This window comes from Microbacterium sp. TPD7012, from assembly GCF_003075395.1.
Classification (GTDB): Bacteria; Actinomycetota; Actinomycetes; order Actinomycetales; family Microbacteriaceae; genus Microbacterium.
The window spans coordinates 64,715-81,513 of record NZ_QDFV01000005.1; the positions used below are offsets into that span (position 1 = coordinate 64,715).

16 protein-coding genes are annotated in these 16,799 nt (G+C 68.8%); 6 read left to right on the forward strand and 10 right to left on the reverse strand.

The window, feature by feature from the left end; genetic code table 11:
- Nucleotides 1-29: 29 nt before the first annotated feature.
- From DC434_RS14580 to DC434_RS14625, 10 genes are all read right to left on the reverse strand, one after another.
- Nucleotides 30-1,577 carry a hydantoinase/oxoprolinase family protein gene (locus tag DC434_RS14580; RefSeq protein ID WP_116636036.1) on the reverse strand — a complete coding sequence of 516 codons (1,548 nt, stop codon included), beginning with the start codon at nt 1,575-1,577 and terminating at the stop codon, nt 30-32.
- A complete protein-coding gene (locus tag DC434_RS14585; RefSeq protein ID WP_116636037.1) occupies nt 1,577-2,713 on the reverse strand; it encodes a DUF917 domain-containing protein in 1,137 nt (378 codons plus the stop codon). The genes DC434_RS14580 and DC434_RS14585 overlap by 1 nt, the downstream gene beginning before the upstream one ends.
- Nucleotides 2,710-4,059, reverse strand: coding sequence for a cytosine permease (locus tag DC434_RS14590; protein ID WP_116636038.1), 1,350 nt, complete (start codon nt 4,057-4,059; stop codon nt 2,710-2,712). Before DC434_RS14590 ends, DC434_RS14585 begins: the two co-directional genes overlap by 4 nt.
- An 87-nt stretch (nt 4,060-4,146) precedes the next feature.
- A complete protein-coding gene (locus tag DC434_RS14595; RefSeq protein WP_116636039.1) occupies nt 4,147-4,908 on the reverse strand; it encodes an aspartate/glutamate racemase family protein in 762 nt (253 codons plus the stop codon).
- Complete coding sequence (locus DC434_RS14600) at nt 4,908-5,699, reverse strand: aspartate/glutamate racemase family protein (RefSeq protein ID WP_116636040.1); 792 nt, start codon at nt 5,697-5,699, stop codon at nt 4,908-4,910. Before DC434_RS14600 ends, DC434_RS14595 begins: the two co-directional genes overlap by 1 nt.
- 50 nt (nt 5,700-5,749) lie before the next feature.
- Entirely contained in the window at nt 5,750-6,328 is a 579-nt protein-coding gene (locus tag DC434_RS14605) for a TetR/AcrR family transcriptional regulator (RefSeq protein ID WP_165808084.1), read from the reverse strand.
- 85 nt (nt 6,329-6,413) lie between these two features.
- Nucleotides 6,414-7,685 (reverse strand): Gfo/Idh/MocA family oxidoreductase, encoded by a 1,272-nt coding sequence (locus tag DC434_RS14610; protein ID WP_116636042.1) that lies wholly within the window; start codon nt 7,683-7,685, stop codon nt 6,414-6,416.
- Nucleotides 7,682-8,500, reverse strand: coding sequence for a carbohydrate ABC transporter permease (locus tag DC434_RS14615; RefSeq protein WP_116636043.1), 819 nt, complete (start codon nt 8,498-8,500; stop codon nt 7,682-7,684). The genes DC434_RS14610 and DC434_RS14615 overlap by 4 nt, the downstream gene beginning before the upstream one ends.
- The gene (locus DC434_RS14620; RefSeq protein WP_116636044.1) at nt 8,497-9,420 is read right to left on the reverse strand and encodes a sugar ABC transporter permease; all 924 of its coding nucleotides are present in this window, start codon (nt 9,418-9,420) and stop codon (nt 8,497-8,499) included. The genes DC434_RS14615 and DC434_RS14620 overlap by 4 nt, the downstream gene beginning before the upstream one ends.
- A 3-nt stretch (nt 9,421-9,423) precedes the next feature.
- Nucleotides 9,424-10,746 carry an extracellular solute-binding protein gene (locus DC434_RS14625; RefSeq protein ID WP_116636045.1) on the reverse strand — a complete coding sequence of 441 codons (1,323 nt, stop codon included), beginning with the start codon at nt 10,744-10,746 and terminating at the stop codon, nt 9,424-9,426.
- Nucleotides 10,747-10,869: 123 nt separating this feature from the next.
- On the opposite strand from DC434_RS14625, the gene DC434_RS14630 reads away from it, so the two are divergent.
- The 6 genes from DC434_RS14630 (at nt 10,870) to deoD (ending at nt 16,697) form a co-directional block, all read left to right on the forward strand.
- A complete protein-coding gene (locus tag DC434_RS14630; protein WP_116636046.1) occupies nt 10,870-11,976 on the forward strand; it encodes an ROK family transcriptional regulator in 1,107 nt (368 codons plus the stop codon).
- A gap of 94 nt (nt 11,977-12,070) precedes the next feature.
- Nucleotides 12,071-13,369 (forward strand): glycoside hydrolase family 16 protein, encoded by a 1,299-nt coding sequence (locus tag DC434_RS14635; protein ID WP_165808085.1) that lies wholly within the window; start codon nt 12,071-12,073, stop codon nt 13,367-13,369.
- A 52-nt stretch (nt 13,370-13,421) separates the two neighbouring features.
- Entirely contained in the window at nt 13,422-14,063 is a 642-nt protein-coding gene (locus DC434_RS14640; RefSeq protein WP_116636048.1) for a hypothetical protein, read from the forward strand.
- Between the two features lie 45 nt (nt 14,064-14,108).
- Nucleotides 14,109-15,146, forward strand: a complete 1,038-nt coding sequence (locus tag DC434_RS14645) for an FUSC family protein (RefSeq protein ID WP_116636287.1) — start codon at nt 14,109-14,111, stop codon at nt 15,144-15,146.
- A gap of 155 nt (nt 15,147-15,301) precedes the next feature.
- Nucleotides 15,302-15,970: a DNA alkylation repair protein gene (locus tag DC434_RS14650; protein ID WP_116636049.1), complete on the forward strand. Its 669-nt coding sequence runs from the start codon at nt 15,302-15,304 to the stop codon at nt 15,968-15,970.
- A gap of 13 nt (nt 15,971-15,983) precedes the next feature.
- Nucleotides 15,984-16,697 (forward strand): purine-nucleoside phosphorylase, encoded by a 714-nt coding sequence (gene deoD, locus DC434_RS14655; RefSeq protein WP_116636050.1) that lies wholly within the window; start codon nt 15,984-15,986, stop codon nt 16,695-16,697.
- Nucleotides 16,698-16,799: the final 102 nt, after the last annotated feature.

Sequence of the window (16,799 nt, forward strand, 5' to 3'; positions counted from 1 at the left end):
GGCGATGGGGTTGACACTGCGGTGAGCGATCAGGCTGCCAGCCGCCCCACCGCTCGCGCGCGGATGAGCACCGCGGTCCCGTCGGAGTAGGCGACCGGAAGCTCCTCGACCGCCACCACCTCGATCGTCGCGGGGTCGGCACCGGCGAGCCTCGCCCGCTCGGTCGCCTCGGCGGCGGCATCCGCTCGCGAGGCACGACGGTCCGAAGGGTCGGCGCGGTAGATCTTCTCGATCTGGCCCGCGACCTCGCCCAGCGCGGCACCGACCGCGTTCGCCGCGCCGAAGTGATCCGGGCGGATCAGGGTCGAGACCCCCTCGAGCTCGGCGGGCGCGATGATGCCTCCACCGCCGACGAGGATCACCGGCACCGGGGCGGCGTTCGGCTTCATGCGGTCGATCGAGTCCTCGAGGATCGCGCGCATCGCCGCCCAGGCCACCGAGCCGAGACCTGCCTCGACGTCCGGAGCGGTCAGCCCCTCGATCTCCGCGCCGCCGACGGCGAGCGCGATGTCGGTCGCGGTGAGAGTGGAGCCGCCGAAGGCGAGCCCCTCCTCCGGGAGACGGTAGCCGACGCTGTCGGGGCCGACCGTGACGCTGTTGCCGTCCGTGCGGACGATCGTGCCGCCGCCGAGTCCGACCGAGAGCACATCCGGCATCCGGAAGTTCGTGCGGATGCCGCCGATCTCCACCGCGTGCGCCGACTGACGAGGGAAGCCGTCGACGAGCACTCCGATGTCGGTCGTGGTGCCGCCGATGTCGACGACGAGCGCGTCCGTCGCCCCCGAGAGATGTGCCGCCCCGCGGATGGAGTTCGTCGGCCCGCAGCCGATCGTCAGCACCGGGAACTCCAGCGCGTACTCGAGCTGCATGAGCGTGCCGTCGTTCTGGCCGAAGTACGGCGTCGCCGGGATGCCGCGCGCACGCAGCGCCGCCACGAAACCGCCGGCCATCCGGGTGAGCGTCTGCATGAGCGCCGCGTTGAGCACGGTCGCGTTCTCGCGCTCGAGGAGTCCGAGCGAGCCGATGCGCGCCGAACGCGAGACCGGCACTCGCAGTTCCTCCGCGACGATCTCGGCGACGCGCTCCTCCTGGCTCTCGTCGATGGGCGAGAACACTCCGACGACCGCCACGGCGTCGACCTCACCGCGCATGCGAGCGCACGCCTCGCGAACCGCCCGCTCGTCGAGCGGAGCCAGCAGACGGCCGTCGACCTCGAATCCGCCGGGCAGCAGGTACGCGTGGTCGCCGATCGCCTCTCGCAGGTCGGCGGGCCAGCCCTCGAGCGGCGGCACGGCGGTCGTCGCCGGGGCTCCGAGACGCAGGATGCCGACACGACCGAGTCCGCGGCGCTCGACGATGGCGTTGGTGCAGTGCGTGGTGCCGAGCATCGCGTGCGCCACGAGGGCGGGGTCGACGCCGGATGCCGCCAGCACGGCGTCGATCGCATCGGCGACCCCTTCGCCGGTGTCGCGGGTCGTCGGACGCTTGACCGAGGCCACGACGGAGAGGCGGTCGTCGAGGATCACGGCATCCGTGTTTGTTCCGCCGACGTCGATCCCGATCCGGTACCCGACCATCAGGCGGCCTTCCCTTCGGCGTCCCGCCCCTTGCCGGGGCGGGGGATGTCCTCGACCGGGATCCAGTCGACGTCATATCCGAAGTGCGCAGGCCCTGCGGTGAGGAGCCCCATCGGCGTGCGCCACTTCTCGTGGCACGGGATCGCGATCACCGCGACGCGGGCGCCGTAGCGCAGCGACTCGGTGGTGATCGGCATCCCGGTGGCGAGGTCGAGCACGGTGATCAGGTCGGGCGTGACCGCGGCGAGCGCGCCGTCACGACGCGCGAGAAGCATCTCGTTCTGGAAGTCGAGACGGAACGCGCTCCCCCGGTCTGCTCCCACGCCGTCGAGCTCGGCGGCGCCGCGGGTGAACCCGCCGTCGACCGCGCGCTGCAGGTCGGCGACCTTGCCCTCGAACAGGCGCACCGCGTCGAGATCGGCGCACAGGGCGTCGATGCGCTCGTCGTCGCGGAGCGCGTTGCCCCCGGCATCCCGTCCGCGCAGGATGCGGCCGATGCGCTTCGCGAGGGTGAGGGTGCCGGGGATCGCGCACTCCCGCACGACGTCGCCGCCGTAGGCGTAGTCGATCATCGTCGCTCCTCCCCCCATCTCGACCGTCACAGCGCGGGCGATGCGCTCGGACCACGCGCCGTCGACCGGCCGGCTGACGACCTCGTTGCCGTGATGGTCGACCATGACGGTGGCGCCGGGTCCGTATCCCGCGAGATGGAAGGTCACCATCTGCGCCTCGGGGAACGCCCGGCCCATCGCGTCGCCGTCGACGACGGGAAGACCGGCGAGCGCAGCCGTCGCGATGGGGATCATCGAGTTGCCGCCGCCGACCTCGATCGGCATCACCGCGGTGGGGCGGCGGCCGACGGCACGCTCGATCGCGGAGAGCGCTGCGAGCAGTTCCGACTCCGCCTGGATCCGCTCCACGCTCACCGACGGCGCGCCGATGCCGCCGATCGGAATCACGAAGTCGTCGTCGGTGAGGTCGTCGACCGCGCGGAGGGCGACCGGTCCGTGCAGGCGGATCAGGCGCTTCGCCATCAGCGACCCGACGTGCGGGTCTCCCCCGCCTCCGGTGCCGAGCACCGCGGCGCCGAGGGCGATCTCGTCGATGTCCCCTTCGGTGATCTGCGCGCCCGTCATGCGCTCACCCCGCCGTCGAGGCGGGCGGGCTGTTCCTCGCTCGCGACCGGGGCGGATGCTGCGGCATCCGGGTCCACCTTCCGACGCAGTGGGACCAGCGCGAGGTAGACCAGGAAGCCGACGATCATCCCGTCGAGAGCCGGGACCGCCGTCAACGTGAACCAGCCGAAACCCGGGCCGTGGCTCGGATCCGTCGTCGCCACCGCGACGAGGATGCCGACGAGCCACGCTGCAATCGACCAGACGTCGACCGTGGGGACGGCCGCGCCATGTGCCCAGCGAGGCCCCTTGCGGCCGGAGGCGAACGCTGCGACGTAGACACCCCCGAACGGCGCGATGACGATGCCGATCACGAGGATGAATTCGACGAAATAGTCCGCGGCACCGATCACGCCGACGGCTATGCCGATGATGCCGAGTACGACGGTGGCGGTACGGCGGTCGATTCGGGCGCTGATGGCCGCGAACGCGAGACCCGCCGAGTACAGGTTCGTCGTGTTCGTGGTCCACTGGGCGAGGATCAGCACGACCACAGCGACGGCGCCGAGGCCGAGCGCGAAGAAGATCGCCATGAGCTCGGTGCCGTCCATGATCCGCGCGAGCACGACCGAGACGACGATGATGATCGAGTTGCCGAAGAAGAAGCCGACGAACCCGGAGAGCATGGCGTGCTTCGGGGTCTTCGCCCAGCGCGCCATATCGGGGGCGGTGGCCACGCCGAGGATGAAGAGGCTCATCACCAGGGAGATCGCGCCGCCGAAGCTGTACAGGCTCTCGACCGGGGCGTCGAGAGCCGCCGTACCGTTCATGGAGAAGGCGACGACGATGCTCACGAGCAGAAGCAGGAGGAGCAGCGGAACGGCGAGCATGCTGAGCTTGTTGATCGAGCGGTAGCCCCAGAACGCCGTGACCGCCATCAGCACACCGCCGATTCCGGTGAAGATCGGCACGGGGATGTCCATGCCCGTGAACTCGGTGAAGGCAATCTGGGCATTCGTGCCGAAGAAGCCGGCCTGCACCGCGAACCAACCGAGCAGGCTGATCGACATCGCGAAGGCCAGGATGCCGCCTCCCACCTTGCCGAACACGGCGCGCGAGATCATCGCACTCGACAGCCCTGTCACAGCGCCGACGTATGACGTCGCGATCGCGATGAGTCCGAGGAGGAGCGAACCGGCGATCGTCGCCCAGATGGCCGGCCAGAACGCCATGCCGGAAGCGAGCGCGACGCCGAGGAAGGCGCCGGAGAGATCGATGCCGATGGCGATCCAGATGGTCGCGATCGAGAGCCAACCCTTGCGCTGGTCCTGGGGCACGACACCGTGCTCGTAGTCGTCAGTGGTCATTGTCTTTCCTTCGAGAGGGGCTCTGCGCGGCGCCCGGGACTTCGGGTTCCTTCGGGCGACGCGCAGAGCGGATCAGGGTCCTGCTTCTCACACCATCGGCCGGGCGTCGCCGGCTCCTGCTGGTTCCGGCCAGGAGCTCGTGGCTCCGGGTCGGCGGGCGAAAGTACGGCGACTGCTGCGCAAGCCCATCTCGACGATCGACTCGAGCATCCGCAAAGCCGTGACCGACGGATCGATGACAGGCACGTCGATTCCGTCCTGGGCGAGTCGAGCGGTTACAGCGGGGGCGTGGCCGCCGACGCCAGTCAGCCCGAGAACGATGACCTCGGCCCCGTCGAGCTCGACGGCCGCGCGGGCGCACCGCACCATCGATGCGAGGGCCGCCTCGGGATCGCGGCCGATCTCCGCGGTCGGGATGTCGAGCGAACGGGTCGATGTCAACTTCGGCGCTACGCCGAAACGTCGCGCGTGCTCGATCACCGGATCGCAGGTGCTCCTGGTGGCGGTGATCACTGCGAATCGGTGCCCGAGCGTGGCGGCCAGGTGCATCGACGCCTCTGCCGAGCCGAGGACGGGCACATCGACGACCTCCCGGGCCGCGTGCACGCCGGGATCGAGCATGTCGTCGACCAGAATCGCGTCGCATCGGTCGGCCTCCGCCTCCCGCGCCGCGCGCAGGACCCACGGAGTGACGAGCGCGTCGTCTCGCCGCGATTCGATGGACGCGACGCCGGCGGGCAGAGTCGCCGCGGACACCCGGGTGCCAGATGCGGCCGCCCCCGTGAGCAAGGCGAGAGTCGTGGCCTCGCGCTCGGTGCTGACGGTCGGATTGATCACACGCAGGTGCATCAGCTGTCACCCCTCTCGAAGCCGGCGACGCCGAACCGCATCTCCGGCCCGGGCCAGACGATGGGTGTCGGCGGGGGCGCTGGGTAGGAGACCGCACTGTGCGAGAGGCCGAGACGCACCAGCATCCGCGCGTGGTGGGCGGCAGCTTGCCGAGGGTCGATCACGGGAACGTCGAGGCCCACGTCCACCAGATGCTCGGACAGCCGGTCGATGAGATCGGAGAGGAGGGTGCAGCCGGCGATGATCGCCTCGGCCCCGTCCTCGCGGACGGCGATGGTGGCGACCTCAGCGAATCGCCGGAACGTCTTCTCGGGATCCTCGTGCAACTGCAGCGGGGAGATTCCGATGCCTCGGATCGACGCGCTGCGATGCTCGAGACGATTGCGCTCGACGATCTCACGGACGACGGGGATGTCCTCGTCTGCGGTCGTCAGAATCGTGAACCGGCCGGCGAGGCACAACGCGAGGTGCATCGAAGCCTCGGCCGGGCCGACCACCGGGATGCGGACGACCTCGCGCACGGTATCCAGGCCGGGGTCGTCCATGCAGTCGATGATCACGGCCTCGGCCCCGGCGCCCTCGGCGCGCATAGCGGCGTCGATGATTCCGGGAACGGAGAACTGATCATCCCATCGGCTCTCGATCGAGTCCGTCCCGGCCGCGAGTGACCGGTGATCGAAGACGACGCCTTCGACGACAGGGAAGAAGTCATCGCTGTCCTCCGGCAGCACCACCGGTGCGATGACCGTGATGCGCACGGGCTCATCGACGGGACGGAGGGAGGGGATCATGAGGTTCCTTCACGAGGTGTCGGGCGCCGCATCGTCACGGCACCGCGGGCTCAAGCGGAGATGACGGTGGACAGGTGTCGCCACGCCTGCTCGAAGCGCTGACGGTAGACCTCGGGCGTGTAGTGGGTCAGCTGCAGGAAGAGGCCGTCCATGATGACGAACACGAGGGCGATGAAGCCCTCCGCGTCGCCTGCGCCGAACCCTCCCGAGGCGACACCGGCTTCGTAGGTCTGACGAACAGCGGTGGCGAGTCCGGACTCCGCGTCCAGGAAGATCTCGCGCAGGTGCTGACCGCCTGGGCCGTACTCGGTCACCGCCGCGCGCAGACTGAACTCGGCGAGGTCAGGGCGGTCGCGGTAGTAGGCCTCGATGCCGCCGAGGATGTGCCGCAGGCGGGCCAGCGGTTCGAGCTCGCCGCTGCTGCGGGCCAGATCGTCGAAGAACGCCGTGTGCTCGATGGCGACCTCGGCGTACACCGTCTCGTACAGCTCCTCCTTGCTCGAGAAGTGCGCGTAGAGAGAGGGCGTCTTGATTCCGACGGCTTCGGCGATCTCGCGCAGGCTCGTCTCGGCGTACCCCTGGCGCGCGAAGATCGTGCGGGCCTCGGAGAGGATCGTTGCTCGGGTCATCATCTGCCTAACGACTATTAGTTAGGCAGAGAGTAACCCCGTTTGCCGGACTTGCACAAGACCCGCGAGGCCGCGGCCCCACTGATCAGTGCGTCGGGGAGGGAATCGGCACCACCGCGTTGCGCGTCCGCGCCTCCTCGGCGAGCCAGACGATCCGGTGCGTCGCCAGGCTCTCCTGCGGCCCTGACAACAGCCCCGACCGGTCGCCGGTGCGGACAGCGTCGAGGAACGCCTGGACGAGCGCGTCGTCGGCGCCGCCGTGTCCGTCCGCCGCGCTCGCGTTGCCCCGGGACTCGGGGACGACGTCGTACTTCTCGTCCCGAGCGAAGTCGTGCACCACCAGCGTGCGCCCATCGCCCTCGATGCTTCCGTCCGTTCCGAAGAGGCGGGTCTTGCGGAAGTCGAGTTCCGTGAACGCGGTGACGGTGAAGGATGCCGTCACCCCGCCCTGATACTCGATGTTGACGACCTGGTGATCGACCACGTCGTTCTGGCCGTCGAAGACGCAGCGCCCGTACGGCCCTTCACGCAGCGCGCGGTCGACGCCCTCCGCGGAGACGTCGGTCGTGAGCACCGCGAGCGGCCAGCGCTCGAACGTCTCGTCGCCGAGGAAGCCGCGGTAGATCCGTGTCGCGGAGTACGCGCAGGTGTTCTGCAGCGGGCAGTCGAGGCAGCGGTCGGTGGCTCCGACCGGCTTGCTCTCCGGCCGGAAGTGCAGGAGGCTCCCGAAGGACGAGACGCGCTCGGCCGGGAGACCGATGATGTAGGAGAGCCAGTCGATGTCGTGGCTGCTCTTGGTGAGCAGCATCGGACCGGATTCCGCCTCTCGCGCCCAGTTTCCGCGGACATACGAGTGAGCGAAGTGCCACCACCCGATCGGCTCCAGGTGCTCGACCGAGACCAGACGACCGATCACACCGTCGTCCAGCAGGCGCTTGAGCGTGCGCGAGTAGCTCGAGTACCGCATGACGTGACACACCGCGAGCATCACACCCGCGGCTTCGGCGGCCTCGACGATCCGGGCGGACTCCTCCTCGGTCGGCGCGATCGGCTTCTCCAACAGCAGGTGATAGCCGGCGCGGGCGAGACCGATCGCGGGTTCGGCATGCAGACGATCGGGAGTGGACACGACCGCCGCGTCGGCGACTCGCTCGCCTCGCGCGACGATGTCCTCCCACGTCGCGAAGCACTCTATGCGCTGTCCGGCGAACTCGGCCAGGAAGGCGTCCCGTCGTGCGCTGTCGGGCTCGACGACCGCGGTGATGGCCGCGCCCTGTGCCACCGCGCGCCGCGCGTAGCCGGTCCCCCGCGATCCGGCCCCGATCACAGCGAGGCGGACGGGATTCGAGAGGATCATTTGAGGGCTCCTTGGACGAGGCCGGCGACGAACTTGCGCTGGAAGATGAAGTAGAGGATCACGATCGGAGCGATCACGATGATCGTTCCTGCCGCCAGGAGGGGGATGTTCTCGCCGTACTGCTGCACGAACGTCCCCAGACCGGACGGTGCCGTGCGCCGGGAGGGATCACGGATGAGGATGAGCGCGAGCAGGAACTGGTTCCACGCCCACATGAACGTCAGCAGCGCGTAGGTGATGATCGCGGGCTTCGCCCCCGGAACCAGGATCTGCACCAGGGTGCGGAACCGGCCGGCGCCGTCGAGTTGGGCGGCTTCGATCATCTCCGCCGGGACGGACTCGAAGTGCGTGCGCATCCAGAAGATCCCGAAGGGCATGAACGCGCCGGCCAGCGGGAGGATGACCGCCCAGTAGGTGTCGATCAGGCCCGTCGACCGCATGGCGAAGTAGAGCGGGATGACGATCGCCTCGTAGGGGAGCGTGAGTCCCGCCAGGAAGAACGCGAAGAGGAACCCCTTCGCCGGCATCCGCATCGTGCCCATCGCGTAGCCCGCGAGCGTCGCGCACACCACGGAGACGGGCACGACGACGAGGGCGATGATCGCGCTGGAGGCCAGCAGCGAGCCGAATCCGGCCATGCTCCAGGCGCTCGCGAAGTTGCCCCACTGCGGGTCGGTCGGCCAGGTGAGCGTCGGCGCGAGAGTGTCCGCCGGCTGCAGCGCAGCCGAGACGAGCGCGAGGAAAGGCACGATGACGCTGAGCACCGCGACCAGAAGGAACGCGACGGACAGGATGCGGGAGCCGGCGGATCTCATGCGCCTCGCCTTCCGATTCGGCCGATCACGGCGACGAAGACGAGGATGATCGCGCTCAGCACGGTGGCCAGCGCACATGCGAGCCCGACTTCGTTCGAGGTGAAGACGAGCTTGTAGATCAGCACGCCGGGGACGATGGTCTGGTAGCCGGGACCGCCGCCGGTCGTCACGTAGACGATGTCGAAGCTCGCGAGTGCCGAGATGAGGGTGACGGTGACGGCCACGACGATCTCCGCCCGCACCCCGGGAACCGTGACATGCCAGAACTGGCGCACCGGGCCGCAGCGGTCGAGGCGTGCGGCTTCGTAGAGCGAGGGATCGATCTTCTGGATGCCGGCGAGCAGGAGCATCATGCACAGCCCGGTCGTCACCCAGGTGCCGATCACGCCGACCGCGGGATACGCCCAGGTGAAGTCGCCGAGCCACGCCCTGGCCACATCCCCCAACCCGACCGCTCGCAGCATCTGATTGATGGGGCCGTCTGCCGCATACAGGTAGCGCCACACGACGCCGACGGCGACGAGAGGCAGGATCTGCGGAAGGAAGAGCACGGTCCGCACGAACCCCGATCCGCGGCGCGGACGCGCCGCGATCACCGCGGCGATGAGAAGCCCGAGGATGACCGGGAAGACCGTGTAGAACACGATGAAGCCGAGACCGTTGCGCAGCGCCACGACGAGCCGTTCGTCGGTGGCGACCTTGATGTAGTTCTCGAACCCGGCCCAGGTCGCGGCCCCGATGCCGTCCCACTCCCAGAAGGAGAGCCAGACGCTCTGGACCCACGGCGCGATCGTGAAGGTCCCGTAGAAGACGAAGGCGGGAACCAGGTAGAGCAGTGAGCTCCAGCCCCGTCGCGTCCGCCGGGAGGAGCCGGTCACACGACCGGACTCCCCCCGTGTGCGGGTCAGCGGTTCGGTCATGGATCAGCCGGCGTGCGCTGCGGCCCAGTCGGCCTGGATCGAAGCGATGAAGTCGCCCACCGACATCTGCCCGGCGATGAGCTGCTGCGTGCCCGCCTTGAGGGCATCGTTCATCGTCGCTGTCGCGTTGTTGTTGAATGCGACGAGACCGTCGGCTTCGGCGATCTCCGCCCAGGCGGCGACGATGTCGCCCTGGAGGGTCCCTTCCTCTGCGACGGCGACCGTCGGGTCGTCGGGCATGAACCCCTGCGCGAACTGCTGCTCACTCGCCTCCGGCGAGCGGAGGAAGTCGAGGAAGGCCGCGGCCTCGTTCGGGTGCTCGCTCTGCGTCGAGATCGCATAGGCGACCGACGTGCCGATCCCGGTGGTGTTCTCGCCCGGGAAGGGGAGGAAGCCCGCGTCCTCACCCAACCCCTCACCGATCTTGCCGGCATCCCAGATGCCGTCCACCAGGAACAGGCCCTTGCCGCCGATGAAGTTGTCCACCGCGCCCTGGAGGTCGGTGCCGTTCACGGTCGTCGGGTCGCCCAGGTAGCCGGCCTTCTGCCAGTCCGTGAGAGTCTGGGCGGCGGCGTGGTTCGCCTCCGTGTCGAAAGTCGCACCTTCATGCCCGAAGGCCCACGCATTGGCCGTGTCGGCTCCCGACATGCCCTGTCCCAGCAGCTGGACGACGAACGCCGCGTGCCCTTCGGCATTGCCGAGCTGCACGGGGAGCGCACCGGCCGCCTTCGCGGTCTTCAGAGCCGCCTCGAACTCGGCCAGCGACGTCGGCGCCTCGATGCCCAGCTCGGCGACGATCGCCTTGTTGTAATAGGTGCCGACGAGCGAGAAACCGGCGGGGGCCGCGTAGAGCGCTCCCCCGTCGCCGAGGGTCGTCCCGTCATCGGCGACGCGCCACTGGTTGAGCTGGTTGGCAGGGAAGAAGTCGTTCCAGCCGTAGAGGTCGGCGTAGTCGTCGAGCGGCAGGACGAGCTTGTTCTTGACCGTGTTGGCGACCGCGTTCAGGAGCACGATGTCGGGCGACTGATCGCCGGAGAGGTTGAGATTGACGCTCTGGTTGTAGTCCTCGTAGTTGGTCTGCGAGTACTCGATGGTGATGTTGGGATGCTCGGTCTCGAACGCGGCGATCGTCGCTTCGGTGGCTGCACCGGATTCCGGCGTGGACATCAGGGTGAGCGTGATGTCGTCGGTCGTCAGCTCGGTGCTGGCGTCGGTGCCGGCGCCGGCGCCGGTCGTGGTCGCGCCGGGCGCGCAGGCCGTGAGACCAAGGCCGAGGAGGGCGCCCGCCGCCAGAGGGGCGAGGACGAGTCGCGTGCGTCTTTGCATGGAGTGTCGCTTTCGGGTGGAGGAGAGATTCTATTTTGCAACTCTCCGGGGTAATTCCCAAAGATAGGTCAGCGGTCCGATCGTGTCAAGCCGCACTGTCAGCGGATGTGGTAGTCAGGACACGTGACCTCACCCGCACTCGGAACCGATCTCGCCGCCATGCGGCGACTCAACGGTCAGGCCGTGTTGACCACGCTCTGGGATGAGGGCGGCCCACTCACCGCGAGCCGCCTCGCCGCGTCGACCGAGCTCTCCCGCACCACGGTCGAAGCCGTCCTCGCCGAGCTGCTCGACGCTGACTTGATCCGCTCCGAGCAGCTGCGTCCACGAGGGGCGGGGCGACCCGCACGCGGATACCGGCTGGCTGCCGACCGGGGCGTATCCGTCGGGATCGACATCGGCCCGCACGGGATCGCCGGGATCGCGGGCGACCTGCGAGGCACGGTCGCCGCACCGCACAGACGCATCGAACAGGATCTCTCCGGCGGCGCAGACGCCGTCACGGCCATCACCGAGATCGTCGAATCACTGCTCGAGGAGTCGACAGCCTCGACCCGCGAACTGGCGGCGCTCACCGTCGGGATCCCCGGCATCGTCGACGCCGACGGTCACCCCGTGAAGACGACGGTGGTTCCCGACTGGCTGGCTGTCGACATCGATGCGCACCTGCGGCGGATGTTCCCCGGCGCCACGATCGCCTTCGACAACGACACCAAGCTCGCCGCCTTCGCCGAGATCGAGAACGGTACGATCGGCGCCGACGAGACGGCCGTGTTGCTGCGCATCGGGAATCGGATCTCCGCCGCGTCGGTCGTCGAGGGAAGGGTGGCTCGAGGGGCGCACGGAGCTGCCGGTGAGATCGGCGCTCTGCAACGGGTGGCCTGGCCACAGGCGCAGCAGCGCCTGTCCGCCCGAGCCGAGGACGGTCTGGAGCTCCTGTTCCGCCGGCACGGCGGCAGCGACGAGGCGATCGCCGAGTTCGCCGCCGGTATCGCCGACGGTCTAGGTGCGCTCGTGCTCGCCATCGACCCGCACGCGGTCGTCGTGAGCAGCAGCATTCCCGAGGCATCCGATCGACTCGCCGATGCCCTGCGCTCCGAACTCGCCGGACGGGCGCTCTTCGTGCCCGAGCTCCGCACCTCGTCGCTCGGAGCAGCCGCCCCCTGCCTCGGCGCCCTGGCCGTCAGCAGCGTCGCAGCGCGAGAGCGGTTGTTCTCGCAAGAGTATTGACAATTACGTCAGAGTCCGGGTTAATTGTCCTCGCTGGTCGATGAGTGTTCTTCGCGACCAGATCCACGATCAGAGTCGATCCCGAGGAGCCCCCGTGACCCGCCGAAACCCTGCCCGTATCCGCACCCGCAGACTCGCCGCATCCGCGATCATCGCGACGACCGTGGGCGCGCTGGTCCTGTCCGGACCGGCCGCCTGGGCGGCGGACACGCCACCGAACCCGGACTCGAAGCCGGGCTACACCCTGGACTTTGCCGAGGAGTTCTCCGGGACGACCCTGAACACCGACAAGTGGATGCCGAACTACCTGCCGCACTGGGTCCCCGCCGAAGACTTCGCAGACACCGCCGCGCGCTACACGATCTCCGACGGCACCATCAAGCTGCGCGTCGAGCAGAACCAGCCGCCGTGGAACCCGGATCAGGACGGAACGGTGGTCTCGTCGGCCATCCAGACCTATAACCAGAACAACTGGCACCCTTTCAACTCCTCGGCGGTCAACCGCAACAACCTGCCGACGTTCAACGGCTACTCCACCAAGTACGGGTACGTCGAGGTCAGGGCGAAGAACTCGAACGCCGGCGGCGGCGGCCACCAGGCGCTCTGGCTGGTCGGGACCAACACGACCGGCGGGCAGTCCGAGATCGACATGATCGAGACGTTCTTCAGCACGCCGAACAGCTGGCGCATCGCCGCGTATGGCTGGGGAGACCCCAACTTCCTCGGTTCCTGGTCCCTCGACACGGTGCCGGTGTCCGGATCGCCCACGACCGAGTTCCATGTCTACGCGATGAACTGGACGCCCACCGAGCTGAAGTTCTACTACGACGGCCAACTCGTGAAGACGCTCAACGATGCTCCGAACACCGCGATGGGCATCATCATGAACATCTACACCGGCGCGGGCTCCGGCCAGCCGAACGGAGTCTGGCCCAAGCAGTGGGAGGTCGACTACCTGCGGGTGTTCAAGGACAACGCCGGGTACTCCGAGGCCGTGTCGCCGACGTGGAAGCTCATCAACAACCGGCACCGCTCCGGCGCGGTCAACGTCGAGCCGAACGACGGCCTCGTCCGATTCGGCGACGTTCCGAGCACGTACTGGAGCGCACAGTGGGTGCCCGAGCCGACCTCGTCCGGCGCGACCAAGTACCGCAACCGGTGGACGAACCAGTACCTGTACGCGAGCGGCTCGACGGTGCGACACGGCACAGCGGCGACGGCCGGCACCGCCGCGGAATGGTCGACGCCGTCGGCGGGCAGCGGGTACGTCCGCATCCAGAACGCCTCCGGAGCACTGCACGTGGAGAACGGCACCGGAAAGGTCGAGTTCGGCAACGTGTCGAGCTCCTGGTGGTCTTCTCACTGGCAGTTGAACGCGGCGCCCGCCAACTGAGATGACACCCGTGGGAGGGGCGCTTCGGACCCCTCCCACGAAAGGAGACGTGATGAATCCCACCCGCCGCCGCACCACGGCCGCCCTGTCCTTGGCGTTGGCGCTCATCGTGGCGGCCGGGCTCACCGGCTGCACGGAACCCGCGGCGACCGAGGCGGCGAGTGCTGCACCGAGCGCCTCGGCGACACCGCGATCCGACCCCGACGCGACCCTCTGGAGCATCTCATCGACCGAGGAGGCCCTGGGTCTCGACGACCCGGACGTCCAGGCGCTCCAACAGGTCGTCGCGCTGCACTCCGGCGCATCCGACAACCGCTCCCCCGCGACGGTCGCGGAGTCGGTGGCCGCAGAGGAGACGTACTTCACGCCGTTGTTCACCGAGAAGCTCGCCGCGCAGGGATACCGCGATGCCGTGGTCGCGATGTACGACGACGCCGACCTGACGATCGAACAGACCGGGGTGGCGTGGCTGCGATCGACGATCGACGCCGATCGCCTGCACGCGACCGTGGGCTTCGAGTCGCTCTTCGCCATCGTCGAGGCCTCGGAGGGATACCTGCACGAGCTCGACGTCGACCTCGGCGCGGAGTTCGCCCAGCCGCGCGAGTACTCGCTGACGAAAGTGGACGGCGTCTGGCTCATCGACGACATCTCGAAGGGACCGCTCCGCAAGTCTGCGGAACCCACCCCCTGACGACGCAGCGACGTCGAGCGGCGGCGCAGGACTACCGTGGACGACATGCGCATCCCCGCCGCCATCCGCGCCTCGCAGCGCTCCCCGCTGCTGCAGGTCGTGAAGTCGGCGGCGGCGACCATCGCAGCCTGGATCATCGCGGGCTGGGTCTTCCCCGCCCAGCTGCCGGTCTTCGCCGCGATCGCCGCACTCCTGGTGGTGCAGCCGAGCGTCAACCAGTCGTTGTCGAAGGCGCTCGAGCGCAGCATCGGGGTGATCGCCGGCGTGCTGGTCGCCGTGGCGCTCGGCCTGTTCCTCGGGTCGTCGAGCTGGGTCGTGCTGCTGGCGATCGTCGTCGCGATGCTCGTGGCCTGGCTGCTCCGGACCTCCCCCGGCACCGGCAACCAGATCGCCATCTCGGCGATGCTCGTGCTGGCGCTCGGCTCCTCCAGCCCCGAATACGCGTTCGCCCGCATCGTCGAGACTCTGATCGGCGTCGCGATCGGCCTCGTGGTCAACGCCCTCATCGTGCCACCCGTGCTCGTCGCGCCAGCGCGCCGTGACCTCGGACTGCTCGGGCACGAGCTGGCCGCGAGCCTCGACCGCCTGGCCGACGCGCTGCCCGAGCCGCAGACGCCCGCCCGGCTGCAGGAGCTGATGCTCGAGGTCCGTCTGCTGCGGCCGATGAAGAACGTCGCCGAAGCATCCATCGCCGCCGGCGAGGAGTCGCTCACCCTGAATCCGCGCCGCTCCACGCACCGGGCCGAGCTGCGCGAGATGAGGCAGCTCCTCGACCGACTGTCGCCGATCGTGACCCAGACGATCGGCATGACCCGCGCGTACTTCGACCACTACGACGACTCGATCGGCGAAGAGCCCGTGGTCGCGGCCATCGCGGATCAGCTGCGTCGGGCAGGGCACGACGTGCGCCTCGCGGTGCAGATCGCCGACGTCGCCCCGGAGCCCGAAGCCCTCACCTCGGCGATCCCCGCGCTGACCGCTCCGCTGGTGGTGCGCCCGCCGTCGTCGCAGCACTGGATCCTCATCGGCTCGCTCATGGAGGACCTGCGCCGCATCCACGGCGGGCTGCTCGACGAGGACTGACTCCGGCTGCCTTCGCCGACGGGGTTGGATGCCGCGAGTCGGGCGTTCACAATTCAGCCATTTCTCGCCGGATCGCCCGATGCATCCGCTTACATCGGACTGGGCGCCAGGTTCTTGCTGAGTTGCGCACGGGGTGGCCGCCTACTCTGGACCTCATGCACGACATGACGCTCGCGGAAGCTCTCGGGGAACTCGCTGCGCTCGAAGACCCGAAGATGCGCGCGGCCAACGAGAAGCGCGGCGACGACCACGGCATCAACCTCAGCCGGATGCGCGCTGTGGCGAAGAAGATCAAGACCGATCAGCCGCTCGCGCAGGAGCTGTGGTCGACCGGCGAGACCGCCGCCCGACTGCTCGCTCTGCTGATCTGCCGTCCGCGCGACTTCACCGCCGACGAGCTCGACGCGATGCTCCGCGAGACGCGCCCACCCAAGGTCAACGACTGGTTCGTGAACTACGTCGCGAAGAAGACCCCGCTCGCCGAGGAGATGCGGCTGCGCTGGTTCGACGACCCCGACCCGACCGTCGCCGCGGCTTCCTGGTCGTTGACCTCCGTCCGCGTCGCGAAAGACCCCGACGGGCTCGACCTCCCGCACCTTCTCGACCTCATCGAGCGGAACATGAAGGATGCCGCGCCGCGACCGCAGTGGTCGATGAACGAGACGCTCGCCACCATCGGCATCCACCACCCGTCGCTGCGCGCGCGGGCACTGGAGATCGGCGAACGCCTGCAGGTGCTCGCCGACTACCCCACCGCTCCCGGATGCACCTCCCCCTTCGCCCCGATCTGGATCACCGAGATCGTGCGCCGGCGCGAGGGCTGATTACGCTGGGCTGATGAGCACGCACATCGCCGCAGAGCCCGGCCAGATCGCCCCCGTCGTCCTGTTCCCCGGCGACCCGCTGCGGGCGAAGTGGATCGCCGAGACCTTCCTCGACGACGCCGAGCTCTACACCGAGACCCGCGGGATGCTGGGATACACCGGCACCTGGAACGGACACCGCGTCTCGGTGCAGGGTTCGGGCATGGGTCAGCCGTCGATGGCGATCTACGCCAACGAGCTGTTCGACTCGTACGGCGTCGAGACGATCGTGCGAGTCGGATCCTGCGGCGCGCTGACCGAGAAGCTCGCGGTGCGCGACATCATCATCGCGAACGGCGCGTGCACCGACTCGGGCATCAACCGGGTGCGGTTCCACGGCCTGGACTACGCGCCCGTCGCCGACTTCTCGCTGCTGCGCGCGGCCGTCGAGGCGAGTGAGGCCGAGCCCCCGGCATCCGCTGTGCACGTGGGCCTGCTGCTGTCGAGCGACCAGTTCTACAGCACCCGCCCCGAACTCAACCAGCCGTTCGTGCAGCACGGAGTTCTCGGCGTCGAGATGGAGACGAGCGGCCTCTACACGCTCGCCGCCTACTACGGACGGCGGGCGCTCAGCATCTGCACCGTCTCCGATCACATCGTCACGGGCGAGGAGACCAGCGCGCAGGAGCGGGAGCAGACCTTCGCCGACATGATCCGCATCGCGCTGCGCGCGGCGACTGCGGGCTGACCGGGCCGCGACGCGTCAGCGCGACCGGACTCCGCGTTCACAATTCAGCACATCCGCGCGGTTCCCGCCCGATCTGGGCCGAATCACGCGGTTCAGCGCAGT